Source organism: Verrucomicrobiota bacterium, assembly GCA_027622555.1.
In the GTDB taxonomy this organism is placed as follows: Bacteria; Verrucomicrobiota; Verrucomicrobiia; order Opitutales; family UBA2995; genus UBA2995.
In genome coordinates this window covers 1-20,775 of the sequence record JAQBYJ010000068.1, presented here as the reverse complement: position 1 = coordinate 20,775, position 20,775 = coordinate 1, and the positions used below count along the sequence as shown (strand labels likewise).

18 protein-coding genes are annotated in these 20,775 nt (G+C 49.6%); 6 read left to right on the top strand and 12 right to left on the bottom strand.

Features of this window, described 5'->3' with window-relative positions; genetic code table 11:
• Positions 1–274: 274 nt before the first annotated feature.
• The 6 genes from O3C43_16570 to O3C43_16545 form a co-directional block, all read right to left on the bottom strand.
• Positions 275–1,759 carry a sulfatase gene (locus O3C43_16570; GenBank protein MDA1068105.1) on the bottom strand — a complete coding sequence of 495 codons (1,485 nt, stop codon included), beginning with the start codon at positions 1,757–1,759 and terminating at the stop codon, positions 275–277.
• A gap of 11 nt (positions 1,760–1,770) precedes the next feature.
• Positions 1,771–2,430 carry a gluconate 2-dehydrogenase subunit 3 family protein gene (locus O3C43_16565; protein MDA1068104.1) on the bottom strand — a complete coding sequence of 220 codons (660 nt, stop codon included), beginning with the start codon at positions 2,428–2,430 and terminating at the stop codon, positions 1,771–1,773.
• A 10-nt stretch (positions 2,431–2,440) separates the two neighbouring features.
• Positions 2,441–4,240: a GMC family oxidoreductase gene (locus O3C43_16560; GenBank protein ID MDA1068103.1), complete on the bottom strand. Its 1,800-nt coding sequence runs from the start codon at positions 4,238–4,240 to the stop codon at positions 2,441–2,443.
• A gap of 81 nt (positions 4,241–4,321) precedes the next feature.
• Positions 4,322–5,620 carry a glycoside hydrolase family 71/99-like protein gene (locus tag O3C43_16555; protein ID MDA1068102.1) on the bottom strand — a complete coding sequence of 433 codons (1,299 nt, stop codon included), beginning with the start codon at positions 5,618–5,620 and terminating at the stop codon, positions 4,322–4,324.
• A 95-nt stretch (positions 5,621–5,715) separates the two neighbouring features.
• Positions 5,716–7,062, bottom strand: a complete 1,347-nt coding sequence (locus O3C43_16550; protein MDA1068101.1) for a sulfatase-like hydrolase/transferase — start codon at positions 7,060–7,062, stop codon at positions 5,716–5,718.
• Positions 7,063–7,501: 439 nt separating this feature from the next.
• Positions 7,502–8,251 carry a DUF6090 family protein gene (locus tag O3C43_16545; protein ID MDA1068100.1) on the bottom strand — a complete coding sequence of 250 codons (750 nt, stop codon included), beginning with the start codon at positions 8,249–8,251 and terminating at the stop codon, positions 7,502–7,504.
• A 432-nt stretch (positions 8,252–8,683) separates the two neighbouring features.
• On the opposite strand from O3C43_16545, the gene O3C43_16540 reads away from it, so the two are divergent.
• Entirely contained in the window at positions 8,684–9,844 is a 1,161-nt protein-coding gene (locus O3C43_16540) for a hypothetical protein (GenBank protein ID MDA1068099.1), read from the top strand.
• Between the two features lie 108 nt (positions 9,845–9,952).
• Here O3C43_16540 and O3C43_16535 read toward each other — a convergent pair whose 3' ends face one another.
• Both O3C43_16535 and O3C43_16530 read right to left on the bottom strand, forming a co-directional pair.
• A complete protein-coding gene (locus tag O3C43_16535) occupies positions 9,953–11,548 on the bottom strand; it encodes an agmatine deiminase family protein (GenBank protein ID MDA1068098.1) in 1,596 nt (531 codons plus the stop codon).
• 186 nt (positions 11,549–11,734) lie between these two features.
• A complete protein-coding gene (locus O3C43_16530) occupies positions 11,735–11,911 on the bottom strand; it encodes a hypothetical protein (protein ID MDA1068097.1) in 177 nt (58 codons plus the stop codon).
• Positions 11,912–12,306: 395 nt separating this feature from the next.
• Here O3C43_16530 and O3C43_16525 point away from each other — a divergent pair, with 395 nt between their 5' ends.
• Together O3C43_16525 and O3C43_16520 are read left to right on the top strand one after the other, a co-directional pair.
• Positions 12,307–12,483: a hypothetical protein gene (locus tag O3C43_16525; GenBank protein ID MDA1068096.1), complete on the top strand. Its 177-nt coding sequence runs from the start codon at positions 12,307–12,309 to the stop codon at positions 12,481–12,483.
• A 235-nt stretch (positions 12,484–12,718) separates the two neighbouring features.
• Positions 12,719–13,975 (top strand): sulfatase, encoded by a 1,257-nt coding sequence (locus O3C43_16520; GenBank protein MDA1068095.1) that lies wholly within the window; start codon positions 12,719–12,721, stop codon positions 13,973–13,975.
• 213 nt (positions 13,976–14,188) lie between these two features.
• Here the strand turns inward: O3C43_16520 and O3C43_16515 are convergent, their stop codons facing one another.
• The 4 genes from O3C43_16515 to O3C43_16500 all read right to left on the bottom strand — a co-directional run bounded on the left by O3C43_16515 (position 14,189) and on the right by O3C43_16500 (position 18,254).
• Complete coding sequence (locus O3C43_16515) at positions 14,189–15,658, bottom strand: alkaline phosphatase D family protein (protein MDA1068094.1); 1,470 nt, start codon at positions 15,656–15,658, stop codon at positions 14,189–14,191.
• A gap of 13 nt (positions 15,659–15,671) precedes the next feature.
• On the bottom strand, positions 15,672–17,387 hold the full coding sequence (locus tag O3C43_16510) for a sulfatase-like hydrolase/transferase (protein MDA1068093.1): 1,716 nt from the start codon (positions 17,385–17,387) through the stop codon (positions 15,672–15,674).
• Between the two features lie 95 nt (positions 17,388–17,482).
• A complete protein-coding gene (locus tag O3C43_16505; protein MDA1068092.1) occupies positions 17,483–17,779 on the bottom strand; it encodes a hypothetical protein in 297 nt (98 codons plus the stop codon).
• Between the two features lies 1 nt (position 17,780).
• Positions 17,781–18,254, bottom strand: a complete 474-nt coding sequence (locus O3C43_16500) for a hypothetical protein (protein MDA1068091.1) — start codon at positions 18,252–18,254, stop codon at positions 17,781–17,783.
• Between the two features lie 421 nt (positions 18,255–18,675).
• Here O3C43_16500 and O3C43_16495 point away from each other — a divergent pair, with 421 nt between their 5' ends.
• The 3 genes from O3C43_16495 (at position 18,676) to O3C43_16485 (ending at position 20,654) form a co-directional block, all read left to right on the top strand.
• On the top strand, positions 18,676–18,852 hold the full coding sequence (locus O3C43_16495) for a hypothetical protein (protein ID MDA1068090.1): 177 nt from the start codon (positions 18,676–18,678) through the stop codon (positions 18,850–18,852).
• A 162-nt stretch (positions 18,853–19,014) separates the two neighbouring features.
• Entirely contained in the window at positions 19,015–20,445 is a 1,431-nt protein-coding gene (locus O3C43_16490; protein MDA1068089.1) for a sulfatase-like hydrolase/transferase, read from the top strand.
• 71 nt (positions 20,446–20,516) lie between these two features.
• On the top strand, positions 20,517–20,654 hold the full coding sequence (locus O3C43_16485; GenBank protein ID MDA1068088.1) for a hypothetical protein: 138 nt from the start codon (positions 20,517–20,519) through the stop codon (positions 20,652–20,654).
• Positions 20,655–20,775: the final 121 nt, after the last annotated feature.

The window sequence follows — 20,775 nt, the reverse complement described above, 5'->3', positions numbered from 1 at the left end:
GACCGCTGAGTTCAAGGCGAAGTTGAAGGAAATAATTCAGCGGTTCAGCGGTTCAGCGGTTCAGCGGTTCAGCGTGTGTATATAAACGCTTCAACTGTCTGTTAAAGTTCATTCGGCTTAGACGGTGCCGAAAATATACATTCACCAGCCACTTCGATAAGTTCAGGGCAGGTATGCAAACTTCTACTCATGAATTTCGATTCCACAACTGTAGGAGCAAACTTGTTCGCGACCTGGAACTAGACAAATATAAGGGTCGCGAATAAATTTGCTCCTACAGTTTAAAATTCCGCTTCGACACAGCTGTGACCACCGCCCTCGCCATGTTTTTTCGCATGTCAGCCAAAGTGGCCGAATGGTCCTTTGAAGAAACCAGGTTACGATGCTCTTCAATGTCATTTTCCAAATCGTAGAGCTCCTCCCCGCCATCAGGCCAGAGCGCGTAGCGCCAACGATCGGTTCGAATGGCTTTTCCCAAAGTCTTTCCTCGAGTCACCACGGTATAGGCAACTTTCTTACCCGGAGCATTAGGATCCTTGAAATTCGGTATCAAGCTACGCCCTTGAATATCTTCGGGAGTCTTAACCTTACACAGTTCTGCCAAAGTTGGAAAGAGATCGACAAGCTCGACAAGACCTTGGCTAGCAGAACCAGGTTTCGTTTGGCCAGGAACCCGGATAATGAGAGGCACGCGGTTGCAGATTTCAAAGAGAGTAACCTTCCCCCAAATAAAATGTTCGCCGAGATGGTATCCGTGATCGGAGGTAAGAACCACGATGGTATTTTCCCAGAGTCCGTTAGCTTTAAGGCTGTCAAATATCTGTCCGATCTGCGCATCGATAAAACTAATACAGGCATGGTAGGCCTGCATGTATTCGCGACGAAGCGCATCGTTCTCAACAGCAAACTCGAACCCGAATCCTTCATAGCGTTTGGAAATCGCCGCCATCGGAACGGTATCCCAAAAATTGGACGGCGTCTTCACATACTTTAATTCCTCCTTCGGATACATATCGAAGTATTTGTCGGGCGCAAGGAAGGGGATATGCGGTTTGTGTATCCCAACCGCCATAAAGAAGGGCTTGTCACCATAACTTTTGTTTTCAATCCAGTCTTTCGCCTGCGCTGCATTTTTCCCATCTCTATGTTGTTCATCGGTCAGCCCGGAAGGCCCCCACCCCGGAGTCTGGTTCATGGTTTGTGGCGCATACTTGAGCAGAAAGTTTTTCCAGAGCTGGCGGTTCTTTCGTTCTTCAATCGATCCATGCTTCGCCTCAAATTCTTTACGCGCCTGCTTCTCCAACGGCATTTCATCGTTCTCAAAAAAGGTTTTCTCATCCCAGACGGCTTCTCCGGGATCGATTGTGGAGTTGTGAAATACTTTCCCGGTAGCAGCGGTCCAATAACCTTGCTCCCTGAAAGCCTGAGGCATGGTCATCGTACCCGGTCTTTTATCACGAATGTCGTCGGTGTTGTTGGTGACACCTGTTGATTCCGGATACAGACCGCTCAGGAAGGAAGCACGCGAAGGTCCACAAACCGGATACTGACAGTAGGCTCGCTTGAAGGTCATGCCTCTCTCTGCCAACTCATCGAAGGCCGGCGTCGAAATATACGGGTAATCCGAGGTCGAAACATGGGTATTCAAATCGTCGCAGACGATGAACAGCACATTTGGTCGAGATTGAGAAAACACGTTTACACATCCAAAAAAACACAGAGCAAAAAGGGCTGGAAGAAATATGTTATTAGAAGTCATTTAATTTGTATTTATGTTTTAACCGTTTGTTCCAGACCGAGCTTAGTCAGCACTTCCCGGGGTGGTCCGGCGAAGGTCGGCGATGGAATATTTCCGGTATAGCCGATCGCTTTCCAACCTTCTGGAGTACTGTAGTAGGCACCCATTGAAAGTGAGGTAAAGGTACGAAAGAATGAGGCTGCTTGCTTGAGCTTTGAGTCCTGATGATCCTGTTTACACAGCACGTCGCAAATCGATTGCTGCTGCTTTATATTCAGCTCCGAAAAATTCTTTGTGAAGAGTCGGTTCGATTCTTCGTCGATCCATTTGAGTCCCGACAAGACCGTCTTTCTGTCTTGTTGTTGTTTGGCGTAAGGCGCGCTCACCCATTCATCGATAAAATCGGGCACGCGTAACTGACTGGCCGAAGGACCGAGATCATCTGCCGGAAGAATAACATCCGCCAGGGCCGTCACTGCCTTACGTTGTTTCGATGAAAGCGTCAGTGGCCAAAAGTCACCACGCTTATAGATTTGATTCAACTGGGGATCCTTACCGTAGCCGACCGCATCGGGAGCAGAATCCTGGGAGAAAGCCAGGAACGGGGTTGCCTGAGAAGCGGCAGCGGCGGCGGCAAACCATTTAAGAACATCGCGGCGGGAAAGGCGTGGAAGTGATTCGTGTGTTTCCATGGTGTAAGAGCTAAAGGTTACCTTGTCTGGCTTGTTCAATGATGTGATCCGCGCAGCGCCAGGAAAATGCCATGATACTCAGCGTCGGGTTCTTGTCGGCGTTGGTTACAAAGGGAGCCGCATCGGTAAGAAACAGGTTGTTCACGTCCCAGGTTTGATTCAGGGAATTACAAACAGAATCCTTGGGATTGTCCCCCATCCGGGCGCCACCCACTTCGTGCTTCACATTGCCTCCAGGTCGAATGATATCCAAACCGGTCTTGGCAGGAGTTCCACGAACGTTGCCGCCCATCGCTTCAATCATGGAAGCAAATGTGCGCTCTGCATGCATGGCCATGTTGAGTTCGTGATCGGTCCACTTCCAATGCCATCGAAGCACAGGAATACCCCATTTGTCCTTTACGGTCGGATCCAACTCGGCAAAGGAGTTTTCATTCGGAATCATTTCACCGCGACAGGCCAGTCCTATAAAGGACCCGTAGTAACGCCGAGCCTCTTCCTTGAGTTTTGTTCCATAAAGCCCACGCGTATACTCACTGGGCACCGGACTGTTGCCACCCGGCATGCTGCGCGTTCCTCCAATTTCAATATGGTAACCACGAGCAAAATCCAGCTTTCCGGCCAGCTGCTCCTTATACAACCACCACGGACTGTAAAAGTGACTCCCCCCCGCCCCATCGTCGTTGTGAGGTGGCAGATTTTCCAAAGCAGGTATTTGTCCACTGAGGCTCGAACCCACTGTATCCATAATATACTTTCCGACAAGACCACTACTATTCGCCACTCCTTCGGGGAATTGATTGCTCTTCGAATTTAGCAAAATGCGAACCGATTCTCCACTGCTGGCGGCAAGCACTACGGCTTTCGCATTCACCCGTTCCTCCTTACCTGTGGTTTTATCGACAAACAACACTCCAGTGGCTTTTCCATTTTTTCCGATCAAGACTTCGCGAGCATGGGCGTTCGGAATGATGTCCAGGTTACCGGTGGCTAAAGCCGGTGGCAGGTGAACGGTGGTACTTTGATAATTAGCCCCAATGCTGCAACCGCGACCACAAGGTGTTGCCCAGAAACAGGCGGCGCGAGCGCGCATGGCATCGCCAACAATCTTTTGAGCTTTTGTATTACCGGGATGCAGCTTGGCCGGAATCGTGCCAGCATCGAGGGGACGTGTAAGCACTGCCCGATGAATCGGGATGACTGGAACATCGACTTTTTTACCGGCCTTCTGAGTCATCAAATCACCCACCCTTCCTTTCGGAGGTGGCTGTAAAACACCGGGAGACGAATCGGGCGTATTTTCCATGCCTTCATTCGTGCCGTACACCCCAATCAGCATTTCCACCTTGTCGTAGTAAGCCTTGATTTCGTCATAGGTAATCGGCCAGTCAAACCCCAGACCATCGCGACTGCGTCCTTTAAAATCGTAAGGACCGTTGCGCAGTGAGATGCGTCCCCAATGATTGGTCCGGCCTCCCATCATGCGGGCTCGCCACCAGGTAAACTCCTGATCCTTGTTCGTGCTCGCTTGCGTGTAAGGCTCACCTGGAACCTCCCAACCGCCATCAACCGTGGAGTCCCAAAAACCCATGTCCTTGTCCGGCGTGGAAACACCGCCAAGCGGAGCGTGATAGGCCGTTTGAAACATGGGAGTCTCCGAAACGGGATCGTAAGAGCGGCCAGCTTCAAGCATGACGCACTTTAACCCAGCCAGAGTCAGCGTGTAGGCCATCTGGCCACCGCCAGCACCCGAGCCGACGATCGCGACGTCGTACTCAGCTTTTTTTTGGGAAACAGAAATCGAAGGCATAGGTACTTGGAGTGTTATTTGGAAAAACTTCGAGAAGTAGCATTGATCGTGAGACCAATGAGTATTAGAAACGTTAGCAATTTAGTTTTTGGTGACGGATTCCGGAATTATTTCGCTCAATGGAATTTCTCCTCTCAAGAGTTTTCCAGCATGTCCAGCAAGTTGAAGGTAAAAATCACTTGGCAATCCTTCATAATCAAGAAATGGGGTGCCATCTGCCCGAGGCGGATTGTTGGTGCATTTAAAAATAGCCGTTCCTTCGCCCACTTCGTCAAACATGGCCACATAGATCATGTTTGAACCCCCGCGTTTCGCGGCAGCGATTTGCGACCAGAAAAACTGGCCTTTCAGTCTGGGGATCGCGCCCAACTCGGCACCTTTCAAGTTATGCCAACTGAAGCCGGGAAAAACAACTGGCAGGTAATCTAGTTCTTTTTCGTGACACCATTCATTATCGGGGACCCAATAGGCGTCCGCATGCTTGGTAATTCCGTTCAAATCTCGATAGCGCCCGGGGGTCCAGGGACTGATGATGTCCGCCATTTCAACAACTTCATGCAGCTCCGGATCTGGTAATGCATCGCGATCCAGTGTCCGCCAACCCGTGGGTACACCCAACATCACCGTGCAACCATCCTGCTTTAGAAATTCAACGAGATCACGGCACTCAGCGATTGTGTATTCCCTGGGTTTACTTTGGTCATTAAAACCGACGCCCCACACCGTAACCACCGGGTTACCTTCATGGTGAAGGTAGGCCGGGTCTTCCGTGATCTTCCTCTTACTTCGCAGCAATTTCCAATCGTCACGAACAGAGCGCGTACCTCCTTTGGGTAAGCCACTCAGGTCATACATCACCGCATAGGTCCGGCCATTGCGATTCGCTCCTTCACGTGCATGAGAAAGCACCACATCTTTGTGATACTTCATCGATTCGCTTCTCAGCCCGTTCGCAAAGCGTTGAACAAAAACGCCGTCGATCCCGTAATCCTTCATCCATTGGAAATGGCGCAACACGGTCTTTCGGTTATGCGAACTAAAAACCTTGGCGGCGCTACCGTCATCAAAGTGAAATCCTGTTTCGAAAAGTTCGTCTTCGTCGTACTCAGACACATCCGGCCACAAATCTACGGTCACATTGCCTGGCCCAAAAAGTTTGTCCTTGCTTCTTGACCAGTGAGTCCAGCCGAGGTCTGCCCCATCGTCAGGGGTATTAAACCAGCCCTGGTAGCCTGCCATCACTTTGTTGTCCAACGTGCTCACATCGACACCTGCCACAGAAGGACCGGAATAAGGCTTTAATAAGTTTTGATTATTCTGAGCAATTAGCCCAACAGCTCCACAACCGGATAAGCAAACAATCGCTAGTAAACGTAACATGCTTTTAGAAATAAATTGTTCTGTAGAAATTCACGACTTTTCTCAGACAGTTCTCATAATTTTGAGATAGGCAGTTATTCCTCCTGAATGGATTGTTAACCCCCATTACCAATTTCCCAGCCCCAACCCTTGGGCACCTGACCACCGCCCTTGAAATCTGCACTAGGCTTTAATGGCGGTAGTGTGGCAACAAAGGCGTCGTAGTGTTTGCGCATATTGGTCACTACCTCGGGATATTTCGCCGCCTGATCCTTCATTTCCTTTGGATCCTTCTTCAGGTCGTAGAGATGCCAGCCATCGGGGTGCTTGATCAGCCGCCAGTCTTTCCACCGTACGGCGTAAAGGTTGCGCCGAGGTTCATCCGTAGGATCGGCATTGTGCCAGAAGATGTATTCATGCACATCGCCTTTCTTATCACCTTTAAGATAAGGCAACAGGCTCTTACCATCACAACGTGCGGGCAAGGGTTTGCCAGCAGCAGCGGCGACCGTGGCATAAAAATCTATGGTCCCGATCATTCCTTCGAAGGTTGTACCGGCGGGCACCACTTTCGGCCAGGTAACGATGGTGGGCGTGTGCACCCAGCCTTCCTGTTGGGTGTCCTTATTCTTTCCACCGCGGTAGGGCTCGGAACTACCGCCCTCTGTTCTATTGGCGCCGTTGTCTCCGGTGAACAGGATAAGGGTGTCATCTTCCAGATCGTGCTTCTTCAGCATAGCGAGTAGTTTTCCCACTGCATCATCGACGGCTAATACCGCACCCTCGTAGGCCGTGCCGTTTCCGCCCGGGATGCGGTCGCGGTAATGCTGCGGTGTATTTGCAACCTTCGAATGGACAGCAAGGGGCGAAAAATAAAGGAAGAAGGGTTTGTCAGCATTTCGATCAACGAACTCAGCCATGTAGTCACCATCGAGATCGGTAAGGTAAACGTAACTACCGTCTTCACGCTCGCGGTCGTATTGATCGCCGGGCGCATTTCGGGCAACTTCCATAAATCCGCGCTGATGCGGACCTTGCCCGTTGGCACCGATATCCCATTTACCCACTTGTCCGGTCACATAACCAGCGTCCCGCATGAATTCCGCCAGAGTCGGATGATCTTCGGGAATCGGCAGACCGCGCGCCATTCCCGACTTCCCAAAGCGCTGTGCGTACATGCCGGTCATCAGGCTGCAGCGACTGGGCGAACACGGCGGATTGGTGATGTAGGACATCGTGCACCTGGCACCCCTATCGGCCAGGGAATCGATGTGGGACGTCGGAACCCGATCGTTTCCAAAACAAGCGATATCGGCGTAGCCGAGATCGTCGATAAACAGGATAACCACGTTTGGCTTTTTCCGGGCAACTTCCTGCCCCAGGCTGATTGCTGGACTCAAACCCGCGGCGATGGCACCGGCAACGGATGTTTTTAAAAAATCTCTTCGGTTTTGACTATGCATGATTTGGAATGCGTGTGGCAGGGATTAAATTTAGGGTAAACTATTTTAGAGTAGACCAATAGGAGGCTAACGTCAGAGAAGCGATATAGAAATACGTTCCAGTTCTCCGAAAGGTAACGGACTATCTTCAACTTTTTTCCCAGATCGGATTCCAGCAAGCTCCCCATGATGCAACGCAGGTAAACCGATCAGACAGATGGCCCGGTCCAAGGCGGTGGGTAAATCTCAATCAGAGGAATTCGTTATCGGTATACTTAAAAATCGGGGCTGATCCTACATACTTCCGACATATAACTCCCGAATCGGATTTTTTTTATTTGGCGGGAGATGGCCTACGACTCGATATAGCTGCGCAGCCTTTCATCCATGCTCAGGTTAGGACGCAGAGGTGGGAGGTATGGCAATTCTTTCGACACTCCTTCATACGAACGGTGTAAGATCATGCCTTGTCCGCGTTCTTAATCTCCGCCACAAGCATTTCGGCGTCCCGCTTCAAATCGTTCATCAATTTGAGATGCCGGTTGGTGAACAGCCAGTAATTCTTCGCCGCAGCGAGAAGGCTCGGGTCTTCCGTAAAGCGCTGAGCGAGGTCACGGGCGGGCAACAAGTCGACCGGAGAAATCCCAGATTGTTGCTGCGCGTCGACAAGCTTGACGCGGTTTTCCTCCAGTTGCGTTTCGAAATGCAGGACCTTGTCAACATGGGCATAATAGGTCTGAATTTCTCGAAGCAATTCTGCATTGCGAATGATGCCAATCCCGCCGGTGTTGATCATTGTGTCATAGACGAGCCGGTTGCCCTCGAAAGTGGTCAGAATGAATAGTGCGATCCCGATCGAATTCGGATCATCTTCCTGATAGGGCGGCGCATTTTCGATCTCGATTCGACCGCGCGCTGAGTCAAACCCGTCGGGAAGTGCTGAACCCGATGCGCATTCAAGCAGGAAGGTCATTGCGGACATCCGTGAGGTCGAGACGCGAATAATTTCCTCGATATCGACGATGTCGCTCCTGACATCTGTCGAAACGCCTGCAAGATAGATCGCCTCGCGAAACCGATCGGTGCGCGTCTCGTTCCAGTTGTTGACCTGCAATCCGATAAAGACGCCCACAACGACGATGACGAAATCAATCCAGATCGCAGTCCATTCCTGCTTCTTGTAATGTTCGATGACGCGGCGAAGTATCATGTCTTCGTTTCAAAAAAAGCGCTCGGTCCGTTGCGAATCGTACGGCAGTTTGCAACTAGGCTTGTCATCTGCTTCTCGATATTGCGGCGCAGCCCTTCACCTGGGCTCAGGACAAGCCGCCGAGGTGGGGGTATTCCGACTAGCGCACGAGCCACGCTGTGACATGTAAGGAAAGAAGCATGTACTAGGGTCATTAGTATCTCGGTGTGATGTGATTTGAGCGGAAGATTGTTCTCATTTGGGAAACATACTTTTATGGCTTTTAAACCCAACAAAAGTCAATTCCATGGTTAGCCTTAGACTTTTTGCTACAGCGTATATAAAGATGGATAACATCCGTTAGCCACGATTTATAAAAGAATTCTCAAACTTGGATTCATTTAAGGCCTTTTGTTGGCATCGCTCCGGCTAACTGATTTCAAATCACATGAAATGCATCTGAAAATCTTCCAACTCCTCCGTCTGCGGACGGTAGGATTCATTCTGATGCTTGGGTTAGGGGGATTGTCCAGTTTAGCTGCCGAATCCGAAATCCCGGGACCTCTAGAATTCGACAAACTTACGGTCGGCCAAACTTCATTTTATAAAGTTAGGGTTAGAAATGTGACTCCGGAATCGATCACCATTTTTCACTCCAAGGGAATCACCCAGATCTCACTCTCTGACTTGTCGCCGGATCTTCAGAAAGCGTTCGAATACAATCCGGAAAAATCAGCGGCCTACCTCCGGCAGCAGCATAAGCGCTCACAAGAACAGAATCAGGCGAGGGCCGAGCGCTTGCAATCGATGGAATCCAAAAAGCAGGCTAATCGTAATGCAACGGATTTGCAGCAGCTGTTAAACAGTCCGCTTGAGTTGAAACCATCGACCGATCTTCGACCCAGAATCCGAGAGTTATCCCTCATATCCAAAAACCAGGGCCTCCGTCCCAGTTGTGCGGTCTTTGCCGTGGTCAGCGCTTTGGAAATTCAAAACGCACGACTCAACAATCGGGCGACTCAGCTCTCGGAAGAGTACCTGGTTTGGGCAACGCGAAAATCGCTTGGTCTGGATAAAATGGAAATGCAAGCGAGTGAAGACGGAACAGATTTTTCCGATGCGGGATTTGCCCTGATGGAAGTGGTATCGGCCCTCCGCTCTTATGGAATTCCAGCCCAAAAGGAAATGCCGAACACTTTTGGTAAAGAAATGAACGCCATTGAACCTCCACCCGATGACATCGTTAAACAGGCGCGTGAGCGGAGCAAAATTGTAGCTTATAGTATCGCCGCCCGCGATCCGGCCACGAGTCTCGAGTATATTTTAAAGATTCTCAATGCGCATCAACCGGTGGTGGTTGGCATTGGCTGGCCAACCTGGAGAACCCTGGGCAACGACCACTTCCTTTCCAAACAAAAACCAAGGGAAGGTTACTCTCACGCAGTGACACTGGTTGGTTACACCTGTGAAAGTGGACGTCTCGAGGATATACGTTTTATCTTTAAAAACTCCTATGGAACAAAATGGGGATTAGCCGGGTATGGGATCGCCACTTACGAATACCTTCTACAGAATCTGGGTAGCGCCATCTATCTAGACAGCACTTCCATTTGACAGGAGTGTAGCCGCCTCTTCGAAGCATCGCCCAAATAAGCGATACTCCTCTAATCAAAAGTCAAAACCTGAAGTCGCTTGTTAGGTGTGAAATTAATTCTCCCAACGCTACAACGCACTCGATTGCCGTGAATTCAACGGCAGAGCGGGCACGGTGATCGTAATGCAATGCAGAAAACCCATATCTTCCACCATCGAATCAGAATTAATCCACCGGATATCAGCCTTGGGGTAGGCGCTCCGGTAAGCGGATTCCACCATTTTCTCCCAGGAATCGATCAGAGCACTTTCCCGTGCATTCTGTCCGGAGAATCGGGGAACAAGGAATGCCTGCTTCCCGCTTTTTGGGTTAAGGAACACACTGTTGATATATGAGCGGTATCGGGTCACCGCTTCCGCATCCAGGTCCAAAAACGAATCAAGGGGCGGCTGATCATAGACAGCAAGTATTGCATTGAAGCCGTCCGTGGTCCCAACATCGGCCAAGCCCGTCTCTTTTTTGACCATCTCCAAGATCTGGGCCTCCATCCTCTGGCGTTGTACGGGAGTAAGCTTTTCCAATTCTTCCGGCGTCAGCAAATCCCTGTCCTTTACAAAAGTGCGGTAAAACTCCTGACGGGTAAGGTGAAAAATCTCCTCCTTGCTCAAAAACAGGATGGGGGGCATGGGGACCTTTATGAACGTATGTTTGGGAAAGTTCTTGCGCAGGTACGCTTCATTTTTCTCCAGAACCGAAAGGACTTTCCGGGTAAGTTCCTTGCGGTAGGAATTTAGTGTCGCCGTTTCATCCACTTTGTAATCAGGAAGGACCACCGTGTCGTGGTCGATGAACTTGAAAATCATGTCCAGGTGGCGAACCGACGCGCCCGGAAGCGCTTCCAGCACATGAAGTTTCTTTGCACCGAAATACTCCTGGAATACTTTTTCCAGCTCCTGTCTGTTGGTCCCGTTTCGGGCCAGGGTCTGAGTAGAAATAAAGACGTTGCCTCGGCCGTCACTGATAAGATCGCCTCCATCCATGGAAACAGGCGGACGAATCAATTGCACCTCGGTTTCAAACTCCCTTTCTATCATCGCCACCACGTCTGCCGGCATGGCATCTCCCTGCAAGGCCATGAAGTCCCTGAAAGCGTCGTTCGTCTGCCTTGCAAGCGATTCGAGATCTTTCAACATATTTCGGAATACGAAATCAATCGCCACCAGCTCCTGCTTTCTGCCAACACCGAAGACCGGGCCAAAGTCCCGCACCCACCGCATCAAGTTTCTCGAATCGACAAAATGGGTCTTTTCGAGAATGGCCTCCCCCTTGGGGTGCTCTCTGAGCTTCGAGAGAAAATAGGCAAATTCCCGGCTGTGTTCATACTCACAAAAGACATAGATATTCAGATATTCATGGGCTGCCTCGAGCACATCGATGGTACTTACGACAATTTCCGAATTCCCTCGGGCTTCAGGAAACGAGAGCGTAATGATCAAGGCCTCCTGAGTTTCCCATTCATTGATCAAACGGTCGATTTTAACGGGTGGGGTGTAACGGAAGATGTCATTTGCATCTGGTTGTCGGCCGGCATCGGATGCGTGTTGAAGTCCCGGACGGGAGAAATTCAAGGCAGAATCACGGCCAAGCCAAAAGAACGCAATGAGCCCCGCAACAAGGGGAATAACCAGCCAGAAGGGAGAGGAAGGCACCAGTTTTAATTTCATATAGTTTAGACATCATCAACAACGACCGAAATAGGATCGTCGGTTACCGGTAACTCAAAAAAATGCAAAGCAAGCAAGTCTATGCATGTGAAGGCAAAATGGGCCGAAAAGCAAAAGGTGTCAGGGCCTGGTTTATAAGTGAAAATTGAAAACGGTCTGTCCAATACTAATGGTCTTGGAAGCCAACTAGACGACAAATTCCAAAAAGCCAAAAGAATCGGGTTCGTGGACGTTCGGACTCTCCTCCAATAAGGGAAAGAGCGTCGACCAAACGCGACGGTTTCCAGTCGGGTCGTTGCGCTCCTGGCGAATGGCTTGAAATGCCCAGCGATTTCCTGCGGCGACCGGGCTAAAGGAGTCCACTCCGACAAAGAGTTTTAAGGGAATGGCAAGCCCATGGGCCAGCCATGGTCGGGGCCTCAGCTGTCATTGATCGTGCCTTCGACAGAGACTTCGACCTCATAATCAGGGTTGCAGGATTTTAGAGCGACCATGTTGCCTTCATAAAAATCGCTTAGAAAAATAAAGTGGAAACCTGGGATGAAGAATTTGAACAATCGATTTCCTGGCAACAGACCTACGGATCAAGAATCTGGGATCAACCAACCATGAGAAAATTGCTTTGAGAATTGAGGCATGAGATCAAACTTGGAATACTCCCCAGCGAATACAACTTTCTCTCAACATGGGAAAATTTTATCTTTGGAGATCCGGTTATCATCCATACAAGAAATAACCCCGAGCGAATGCTGAATCTTGTGAAGCAATTTAATTTTAATGATCGTGTATGGCTTCAACAGATCGGATGCATCCGCAGTCCTTACGATATGAAACTGGGAGATTGGTTTGTTACTTTGTTCCGAATTCAAATCGTATTCTTCCTGGCTCTGGCAAAAAAACTTATAAAACTGTTAGGCAATCTGTTTAGAGGATAGAGATTTGCTTTGTAACGACACAGCCCTTTGACTGGCCTCCGGACTGGCCGCTGAGGGTGTAGCCTTATCTCAAGTCCTTCGCCAGACAAGTAGGGTGAGGAGACAAAAGACAGCTGAAAGGAGACACTGCTTTTTCGAAGCCTTCACGCCAGAGCGGCGTTCAGGTTCTTGATTTTACTCAGGCTCCATAAAGTCGATTGCTTATTTTTTGTATTTCATCGAATAATAAACAGATATGAAACGTCGTGACTTTTTAAAAACCGCCGTCGCCGGTGTCACAGCAACCGCAGCATCAAACCTTTATGCAGCCGACCGGAGTGATTGTCCCAACGTTGTCTTTTTGTTAGCCGATCAGATGCGGGCCCACTCAATGCATTGTATGGGCGATCCCCAAGTGATCACGCCAAACCTGGACAAGTTGGCGAGTCAGGGTTTGATGACCACAAATATGATCGCCGCCTCGCCTGTCTGTACACCATATCGCGGGCAGCTCATGACCGGTCGCTATGGCCATGCGACTGGAGTCGTTCATAACGACATCAAACTCCCCAATTCAGAAACCACGATAGCCGATCAAATCAAAAAACACGGCTACCACACCGGCTACATCGGCAAGTGGCATCTGGCCGGACACCGCAAAAATCCCGTTGCAAAGGAGGACCGGAGAAACTGGGATTTCTGGGCTGTTCGCAACTGTTCTCACGCACACTTTGAACCACAATACTGGGTCAACAACGAGACCGAAGCCGTCACGGTGAATGGTTGGGAACCCGAAGTGCAGACCGATGTTGCGATCGAGTATATTCGCCAACAGAAGAACAATCCCTTCTTCCTTATGGTGTCTTACGGCCCGCCTCACAATCCCTACAAAGCACCCGAGCGATTCGTTAAACAATACGAGGGCCGCAAACTGGAGGACCGTCCCAACGTCCCGCCGCCCGACAAAAAGGACCAGGATCAATTGCTGCACTACAACGCCATGATAACCAGCCTTGACGAATGTGTCGGCCGCATATCGGCAGAATTACAGCGAAGCGGATTGGCGGAAAACACCATCTTTGTATTCACCTCCGATCATGGAGACATGCTCGGTTCCCAGGGACACAAACTGAAACAACGCCCCTGGGAGGAGTCCATCAACGTGCCGTTCATCATCCGGCAACCTGGCAAAATCAAGCCCGGTCAAAAGCGCGATTGGATAGTGTCATCTGTCGACCTCATGCCCACCCTGCTCGGTCTCTGTGGAGCTGAAATTCCTGATGCCGTTCAGGGAATTGACCATACAAACCAATTTCATGGCCGAGCGGACGAAATTCGCGATTCCGCATTCTTGTTCAACACGCACAACGGCGGTGGACCGGGCTGTGACTGGCGTGGCATCCGCACCAAGGACTGGGTCTACGCCTATCACATGGAAGGTGACTGGATACTCTATGACCTGAAAAAAGATCCCTACCAGCTAAACAATCTGGTCGATCAATCGAAGTATTAATCAAAACGCGACGAACTTCGAAATCGCCTCGAAACCATGCGCGGAGAACTTGGCGAAAAACTACCGCTCAACGGTCGACTGCCGGACCCCATTCGACTGCCGAAACCGGCGTAGTTGACCAAAAGTGTCTCTCCGTAAATCCTGGCAGAGTGGAATAAGCATTGGGATGGATAGAGCTCTTTCGATATGACTAAAATCAGGAGTTGAAGAATTTCATCGACGCCATACCTGCTCGCTATCAACCGCCTTGACCACATCCCGGTTGTTTACCCCTCCGTCCACATCGTGGTGAGTCAGGACGGCTTGCACATCGTCTCCTTCGCGTTCAATCGCGACGGAAAGAAAGCCTCCCGTGATATTTAAATACTTATGCATTTCCGTACGAAGGTCTTCGCTGAATCCACCCGCATGTGCATTGGAAGCCGGACCGGCCGAGTATTCCCGGATGCCCAACTCAGGGTGTTCGGATACATACTGCCAGTGACGGTCGCCACAAATGATCAGCATGTTTTTCTGAGATGCGATAAAGGACCGTAGCTTATCTCCTTCATAACGAAATCCTTCATTGGCATGGTTGTCCTTCTTATTCACGCGATCAGGGCCAATAACGGGGGTCGGGCTGACCAGAATGCGAAACGTGGCATCAGACGCTTGAACTGTATTCATAAACCAATTCATCTGCTCTTTTCCCCAGATAGTCTTTTCAGGACCATCCTCCATCGTGTTCGGCGAACGGAAATCACGACCCTCAACAAACCAGACTTGAAGGTCCTTTCCCCAGCGAACTGTGCGGTAGGTACTCTCGCCCATGGGAACTTGTTCCCGGAATACTTCCAGGCCCTGCTCAAAGGTGAATTCTCCCATGAATTTGGTTTTCCATCCGGGCCAGCTATCGTTCATCCAGGTGTCATGATCGTCTTTGACAAAGTAGGAAGAAACCTGCCGATGAAATTCAACCAGGGACGGTAAACTATACATGCGTTGCCAGTGCCAGCGTGCAAGAGGAAGTGTCTTTGCTCGACCATCGTAGTAGAGGATATCGCCATCATTTACATAAAACTGCGGCTTTAGCTTCAACATGGATTCGTAGATTTTGAAACCATCGGCTGAATCCTTATCGTTGTATCCCTGGCAAGTAGAAACCGTAAACAATACCCGTCCCTCCTCGTTGGCTTCGAGCGCGGTCTGGAATTGACCTTCAACCACATTACCCGATTCCGACTCGGCCCGTAGTTGGTAAGCGGTGTTGGACTGCAAATCATTCAAACGAATCTGTTTGGTGAAGTCTTTGTCGGCATCAACTGACTGCCAGGCCGTTTCCCGCCACCGCGGCTCAGCCGCTGTTTTGTAAAGCACTCTTACTTTTCCAGATGTTCCCGGTGTGGCGCCTTCTATGGTGCTCACGTTCTTCCCTTCCGGGAAAATAACTTTTGGAGTGGCATTCGGCCGACTACGCATCGGTTCAAATTTACCTGTTTCCGAATTCAGATACTGAACCTCAGGCATCCCGCCCTCTTCCCATACGCGATCGTCATTAGCCGTCAGTCGCAGCCATATAATTGCGCTATCCGTTGTTACTTCGCCGATTTTGATGCCGGTAGCCAGATAGGGACCATCGGCTGCTTGCCCAACTAAATAGGGCCCTACCAACAAAGCCGCTAAAGTGATTATTCTGATTTTCATATTCGAAAGTTATCTAATTAGCCTCTTTTCGTTTTAGTCGTTCAGCCTTTCGCTCTTCCCTGTTTGCCCGTAATGGGACGGGATTAGGCTCAATAATGGCGGCCGGAATGGTAACCGTCTTACCCTGTACCTTAAGCGTTTTCACAAGCGCGATTTGCTCGTCGATTTGACCTCCTGGAACAGCGTTTCCTCCAGGAACAAACTCGCCAAAGGGACGACCGAAAGATTCCAGATCCTCTTTCAGGAATTGCTTCATTGTTTTGAGCTGTCTGGCAAACTTGGGATCGGAAGCTAGATTGGTGTGCTCCTCAGGATCTGCGTTCAAATCGTAGAGTTGATCACCGTCCCAGAAGCCGGGTCGGTCGGCTCCGCGCACACCGATACCCAGTCGACCGATGTAGGATAAGGCCCTTGGTAAATTCTCCGGACTGGCACGTTTGATAATGTCGATTTGTTCCTGCGGATAACGAACGGCGATGTATTTCCAACGCTTAGTGGCGACTCCACGGGCAAACCCCATTTCCATGTATACATGATCGCGGCCTTTTGCGTTCTCCTCGTTCCGCAATATAGGCAGAAAACTTTGGCCATCCATTTGGTAGTTCTTTGGAAGCTCAACTCCGGCCGCTTCAAAAACGGTGGGCACCCAATCTACATTTTGGATAAGTTCGTTGTTAACTGAAGCAGATGCAATCTGAGCAGGCCATCTCGCAATCATCGGAACGTTGAGACCATCGGCCGAGTAAAGGGAACCCTTGCCGCGACGTCCGTGGTCGGGAGCAAATAAAACCAGTGTATTGTCGTCGATTCCAAGTTGTTTCAGTTTTTTGAGCACGGCACCAATCGCGTCGTCGATCCAGGCTTCTCCAGATGTTTGACTGTTCGGATCGAACCCGGCTGCTTTTACCTGTTCCAACAGCTCGTCACGCGGAGTCATCACATCGGGCAATGCCTTCAGCCGCCCTTCCCCTGAAGAGTTCGGAAAATCCATAGACTTTCTCCATGAACCTTCGCCTCCGTGCAACAATGTGGTGCAATAGTGAAGGTAGAAAGGATTGTCTTTGTTTTCCTCGATAAATTCCAAAACTGCTTCGGTTGTCCACTCCGGGTTGTGGTGATTGTAAGGCGCACTCATATTTCCTGAGTAAGTATGCTTCACCCAATCGAATCCTAGATTTTGGATGTAACGTCGCATTACCTTTTCATTGTGCGCGAAAATCGCGGTGGTTTCCGCATTGTCCTCCAGACCTTTTTTCGGAAAACTGCGAAACCCATTCTTTCCTTTGAAAAACTCCGGAAAGTCCAATTCAGATTCGATGTGAAACTTCCCCACCCAGCCTGTGGCATAACCGGCATCGCTAAGCACTCGGCCGATGTTCATACGGTCCGCTTCAAGGGCCATGTTGAAATTCGGATGCCCTTGCTGATCCAGACCCCCACAGGCTTCTAAGTAGCGTTTGCTGTAGGAATTCCCCGCGTAGCGGCCCGTAGCGAAACTATAGCGCGATGGTGTGCACACCGCACTACTGACATAAGCCTGGGTAAACTTCATACCCTCTGCCGCCATACGGTCCAGATTCGGAGTGTAGGTGTCGCCGCCAAAGGCTCCGATACTCCCGTTGTCCTGATCGTCTATTAGAATCAGGATGATATTTGGCCTATTTGCAGCTAGGCCCTGAAAACAAAGTACAGAACTTAAAAACAGAGATACAAGGAGGTATCGAATCATAGAGCTTTCCTAGGGTATTATGACCTTAACAGTAGAAGCTAAGAAGCATACGCCTACCTATGCCAAAAAGTAACGAAAAAAGTATATATCACCGTCTATCTCTGTTCAGTATGGAATCGGATGAAGCGATAGCTACTCTGATAGTCAACGGCTGTTCCGTGAAGAACGGCTATCCTTCGCATCCCGTCGTCCGGATCGCCCAGAGTCGCGACAATATCGTTAGACGGCGTATCACCTTCAATGACGAACTCCGTAGACCAATCTGACAAATCATTGGGGAATTGTGCTTTGATAATTACACCGAGAGGCAGGTCTTCTTGTCGCAGGTAGGAAGCTTCCAGATAATCACTTCCATCCAGTTCCAAAACTACGGCGGAAGAAAATAGTTTCATCTTACTCCTCGGGGACCTCGAAATACTTCCATAAATAGGAAATATGAACCATATGGAGGTGACCGAAAAGCTCGTTTGTTGTATTCAGCAATTTTGTAACACCGTAGCTGTATTGATTCTTTTTTACTGTGAGAGTTAAGGACACTGTTCCTTTGCGGTTGGCGTAACTGAGATTGGCCCGCTTGGCATCCACCCGGCGGTGGGCTGGGAGATCGTTTGAATCTCGATCCTGAACAAATCCTCTTAAGTCCTGATCCATATGCGACCGGTTGGGGACATGAGGCAGCAGATTTTTCAAAGTCAGCGTATGCTTTTGTGGATCACACTCCAAAACGAACCCGCGATCCAGTAGCCAGGTAAACTTAAAAACAGTTTTCCCCAAGCGACCGGAGCTTTCAGAATATCCGCGAAACACACCGCGATTGCAGTACGACTTTAATTTACCGCGAACGATATCAATATGCGAAGTTGACATGGTCGTGTTCTCAAGAAAACGAATTAATGGTAATAGGACGCTGCACCCCAGAAGTCACCGGGTTCAGACCCTCACCCCGGAAGGTCAAGAAATACGGATGTATACAATGCCTGCCGAAAGAGCAGCCTTTTATAAGGCACGGTGGTTTGTACATAACGCAATACAGGCAAAGAGATAACTCGGTGAAACTAAACAAAACTCTCAACCTCCCCTGAATCAAATCGAAACTATAGACTTTTACGCCACAGTTGCTGCGTCGGCCGGCAAACCCTTGCCTGATCGATGCGACGTTTCGGACCTGGTGCCCATTCCTAGAAGGAGACAAACAAACCGATGTCCATGAATACATTTCTTGGCACAACGCCGATCCATGGACGAACCTCCCCGGAATCTTTATGTCGTGTGTTAGAAAGATTGGCGCTTGATCAACCATCTGGATGGCTGGCATTTGCATGACCCGAAGAAGAAAACAAAAGAAACCAAGAATAGGGCGACTAAGCGTCCCGAGATCGTCGCAAACATGCGCAACCACTACGATGCATTTGTGGGCACCCTCCCTCCGGGAAAACCCAGTATCGACTATAAAAATGGAAGCTAAGTCCCCAAAGGCTGGAAATGGGAAATAGGTGATGGCAAAGGCTAGATTTAAATAGCCATTTACTCCCATTCCAACATGATACAATTTTAGCGTTACTTTTTCCTAAGATTAGACATTTCCTCATCTACCTCGCTCAAGAAACTAATTAGCTCCAATTGATAAATGAAGTTCCCTAAGATATTGCTATTCAGCGTTGCCGCTTTGCTACTTTCTGTTTTCGCCTTTGCAGCAGACAGGCCAAACATTGTGGTTATCCTCACCGATGACCAAGGCTATGCCGACATCAGCTTTAATCCCGACCATCCTAAGGAAGTGTCCACGCCTCACATGGATAGTCTGGCCAAAGAAGGGGTATACTTTAAACAAGCTTACACCAGTGGCGTCGTTTGTTCACCTACTCGTGCCGGCATAATGATCGGAGGCTATCAACAGCGCATCGGGATTTATACTGCGGGACAAGGTGGAAGTGGATTCGATCCCAAGCTACCCATCTTCCCTTCAATGCTTCCCGATGAATACACCAGCATGGCGATCGGAAAATGGCACCTGGGTTTGGATGATGATTACCCGGAGTTGAAGTGGCATCCGGTAAGCCGTGGATTCGATGAAAGCTACAATTTCATGGGTCGCGGGGGGCATGACTATTTCGAATCCAAGGGAGTTAATTCCGATGACTATGCTCCCATCTATAGAAACAAAACACGCATACCGGCCGATGAATACGAAGGCTACACAACCACTCGATTCACTGAGGAAGCCGTAGACTTTATAGATCGTGAGAAAGACAATCCCTTCTTCCTCTACCTGGCCTACAATGCCGTTCACACTCCGGCGCAAGCTCCTCAAAAAGATATCGATCATTACAAGAAACTCTATCCTGGACTCAGCGAAACAAGAACCATCCTCATGGCTATGCTGCATCACCTAGATGAAGGTGTCGGTGCCGTGGTTAAAAAGCTGAAGGACGAAAAGGTCTGGGATAACACCCTTCTGATTTTCCTCACTGACAATGGTGGCGCAGGTGCGATGGATGCCAACAACGGCATTCTTCGAGGTTACAAGCAGATGGTCTACGAAGGTGGAATCCGTACCCCCTGGATAGTCAGCTGGCCAGCGAAGTTCAAAGGCGGTCGCACGATTGATACACCCGTTATTTCATTTGATATTCTTCCAACTGTATTCGATGCGCTTGGTCTGAAGGCTCCAAAAAATAATCCTTTTGATGGAAAAAGTCTCTTACCTTTGATCAATGGCGAAACGACCAAACATCATGAGGTGCTCCACTGGGATATCGGCGAACCCAAACACACCTGGGGAGTCCGCCAGGGCGATTGGAAAGCCTGGGGGGAAAAAGACGTCGTCGAGCTTTACAACCTGAAAGACGATCCTTCAGAAAAGAAAAACGTCGCCGCCAATTATCCGGAAAAAGCGAAAGAGCTGACCCAGCTCCACGCCGCCTGGAAATTGGAAATGATCAAATCCGCCAATGGAGGCAAGTTGCCTCCCGCAGCTAAAGCAACCGGCGAAGAAAAGCCCAAGCTCTCCAAGGAAGAACGGGCCAAGCGCAAAGCGGAAAAAACCAAGAAAGAGTAGGCAGAACCGAACGAGCAGAATCGACCCCTGAGGCGGACCACAGGATACGAAAGACTAAAACAAGGAATCAAATGTTAGCTTCTATTCTATTTTATTCATTTCTTCCAAATGGCGGAGCGGACACATTTGATGAGGGTGATGTCACTGCGTTTGGTACAGATCGGGAGCAAGCTCCACTCCCACAATCGAATATCGATCCTTTTCTGTAGGAGGTAGCTTGCTGCCGATTTCCAGATGCACAAACTTTCCAATCAGTCACCGACGCCGTGGCAATACGTAATCTCACCAAAGAAAATAGCGTAGCGAACAACAACCACAGGACCTCAAAAA

Bases quoted from the DNA above. Each gene is read 5' to 3' on its own strand.
- O3C43_16570 (MDA1068105.1), bottom strand. From the start codon at position 1,759: ATGACTTCTAATAACATATTTCTTCCAGCCCTTTTTGCTCTGTGTTTT.
- O3C43_16565 (MDA1068104.1), bottom strand. From the start codon at position 2,430: ATGGAAACACACGAATCACTTCCACGCCTTTCCCGCCGCGATGTTCTT.
- O3C43_16560 (MDA1068103.1), bottom strand. From the start codon at position 4,240: ATGCCTTCGATTTCTGTTTCCCAAAAAAAAGCTGAGTACGACGTCGCG.
- O3C43_16555 (MDA1068102.1), bottom strand. From the start codon at position 5,620: ATGTTACGTTTACTAGCGATTGTTTGCTTATCCGGTTGTGGAGCTGTT.
- O3C43_16550 (MDA1068101.1), bottom strand. From the start codon at position 7,062: ATGCATAGTCAAAACCGAAGAGATTTTTTAAAAACATCCGTTGCCGGT.
- O3C43_16545 (MDA1068100.1), bottom strand. From the start codon at position 8,251: ATGATACTTCGCCGCGTCATCGAACATTACAAGAAGCAGGAATGGACT.
- O3C43_16540 (MDA1068099.1), top strand. From the start codon at position 8,684: ATGCATCTGAAAATCTTCCAACTCCTCCGTCTGCGGACGGTAGGATTC.
- O3C43_16535 (MDA1068098.1), bottom strand. From the start codon at position 11,548: ATGAAATTAAAACTGGTGCCTTCCTCTCCCTTCTGGCTGGTTATTCCC.
- O3C43_16520 (MDA1068095.1), top strand. From the start codon at position 12,719: ATGAAACGTCGTGACTTTTTAAAAACCGCCGTCGCCGGTGTCACAGCA.
- O3C43_16515 (MDA1068094.1), bottom strand. From the start codon at position 15,658: ATGAAAATCAGAATAATCACTTTAGCGGCTTTGTTGGTAGGGCCCTAT.
- O3C43_16510 (MDA1068093.1), bottom strand. From the start codon at position 17,387: ATGATTCGATACCTCCTTGTATCTCTGTTTTTAAGTTCTGTACTTTGT.
- O3C43_16505 (MDA1068092.1), bottom strand. From the start codon at position 17,779: ATGAAACTATTTTCTTCCGCCGTAGTTTTGGAACTGGATGGAAGTGAT.
- O3C43_16500 (MDA1068091.1), bottom strand. From the start codon at position 18,254: ATGTCAACTTCGCATATTGATATCGTTCGCGGTAAATTAAAGTCGTAC.
- O3C43_16490 (MDA1068089.1), top strand. From the start codon at position 19,015: ATGAAGTTCCCTAAGATATTGCTATTCAGCGTTGCCGCTTTGCTACTT.
- O3C43_16485 (MDA1068088.1), top strand. From the start codon at position 20,517: ATGTTAGCTTCTATTCTATTTTATTCATTTCTTCCAAATGGCGGAGCG.